Below are 2238 nucleotides of genomic sequence, written 5' to 3'. Positions count from 1 at the left end.
ATAGACGCGAAGCGGGATGATCTACCCTTGGCCAGGCTGAAGGCGGCTTAACCGCTGCTGGAGGGCCGAACGGGTGTTAGTTGAAAATAGCTCCGATGAGCTGAGGGTAGGGGTGAAAGGCTAATCAAATTCCGTGATAGCTCGTTCTCCCCGAAATGCCTTTAGGGGCAGCCTCATGTGATCTGCCGCGGCGGTAGAGCACTGAATGGACTAGGGACCAACCAAGGTTACCGAATCCAATCAAACTGCGAATGCCGCGGACAGCAACATGGGAGTGAGACTACGAGGGATAAGCTTCGTGGTCGAGAGGGAAAGAACCCAGACCGCCAGCTAAGGTCCCCAACTGCAGGCTAAGTGGGAAAGGAAGTGTGATCGCTCAGACAGCCAGGAGGTTGGCTTAGAAGCAGCCATCCTTTAAAGAAAGCGTAACAGCTCACTGGTCAAGCGATCATGCACCGACAATCCAACGGGGCTTAAGCCTGCGACCGAAGCTGCGGAAAAAGTGCGGCGCAAGCCGCACATTTTGGTAGGGGAGCATTCTGTGGAGTCTGAAGGCAGACCGAGAGGACTGCTCAACGCCACGGAAGAGACCCTGCCGGCATAAGTAGCGATAAACACGATGAGAACTCGTGTCGCCGAAAGTCTACGGTTTCCTGAGGAAGGTTAATCCGCTCAGGGTTAGGCGGGTCCTAAGGCCAGGCCGAAAGGCGTAGCTGATGGATAGCAGGTCAACATTCCTGCCCCACCTAGCGGGCGTTATCACGATGGGGTGACGCAGAAGGATAGAGGAGTCGGGAGATGGATTTCCCGATGGCTCTGTGTAAGCCGGATCGCGCAGGAAAATCCACGCGGTCATTCAACGGTCAGACAGGTCCCGAGGCCACACGGCCATAAAGTCCTTGATTTCACGCTGCCGGGAAAAACCTCTAAGGAGTCCGCAAGGTGCCCGTACCACAAACCGACACAGGTAGACGAGGATAATCTCCACAGGCGCTCGAGAGAACACTCGCTCAGGAACTAGGCACATTAGCCCCGTAACTTCGGGAGAAGGGGTGCCGCACTAGGGTTTATAGCCCGAAGCGGCCGCAGTGAAACGCGCTCTGCGACTGTTTAACAAAAACACAGCTCTCTGCAAAGTCGAATACGACGTATAGGGGGTGACACCTGCCCGGTGCCGGAAGGTTAAAGCAAGGGCTCAGCCGCAAGGCGAAGGCCTGAACTGAAGCCCCGGTGAACGGCGGCCGTAACTATAACGGTCCTAAGGTTAACGATCGCGCAGCCTTAGTAAAACTGAACCATATGCGGGAAACTCCTCGCACAGCCATTTGGTACTCGTTCCGGTGAAGATCGGAGCAGTCAAAATCCAGTGGACATGGGGACAATCCGCAGGGAAGACTCCAGGAGGTAAAAATCATGGAGAACCCTCAGAGACTTAACGTTCAGTCGCAGCCTGAGAAGCTACAAGCCCAATGGGTCGTCGGATTTGTTGACGGCGAAGGTTGTTTCTACGTCGGCATCAATCCGCATCCAGAGATGTCCTGCCAATTCCAAGTACTCCCCGAATTCACAGTCGTGCAACACCGCCGTGACATTCAACTCCTTCATGCACTGAAGAAATTCTTCGGTTGCGGAGTGGTCAGAGTCAATCACGGGGACCGCATGGCCTACAGAGTCCGGGGGCTGGATCACCTCAACGAAAGGATCGTTCCTTTCTTCGAAAAGCATCCGCTTAAATCGAAAAAACGAGTCGACTTCGCGAGGTTTCGCAAGATCCTGCACCTGATCAAACAGGGAAAACACTTGAAAACGGAAGGCATCCAGGAAATACGGGAGATAGCTTCAGTAATGAACACAGGCAGCGAAAGAGAAAGTCCGTCTTCTCTGGAAACAGAGTAGGAGAAAACGAGCGAAATTCCTTGTCGGGTAAGTTCCGACCTGCACGAATGGTGGAATGATAGAGCGACTGTCTTGGCAAGCGGCTCGGCGAATTTGTGGTTCCGGTGAAGACGCCGGATGCCCGCATCTAGACGGAAAGACCCCGTGCACCTTAACTGCACTCTGGTCATGAGTAACGGTCCGATCTGCGTAGCATAGGCAGGAGTCTGTGAACCTCGGGTTTCGGCTTGAGGGGAGACACCAGTGAAATACTGCCCTGATTGAACTGTCGCTCTAACCTTCCACCCGTGACGGGTGGGGAGACACGGCCAGACGGGTAGTTTGACTGGGGCGGTCGCCTCC

General features: G+C 54.6%; 1 rRNA gene. It reads left to right on the top strand.

Annotated features, from left to right (window positions below):
• A 23S ribosomal RNA gene (locus VGS11_04890) occupies positions 1 to 2238 on the top strand; the annotation flags it as partial.

The organism is Candidatus Bathyarchaeia archaeon (assembly GCA_035935655.1).
GTDB lineage: Archaea > Thermoproteota > Bathyarchaeia > 40CM-2-53-6 > 40CM-2-53-6 > 40CM-2-53-6.
Note: the sequence above shows the minus strand (reverse complement) of the source record. Positions and strands in the feature narration are given on the sequence as shown.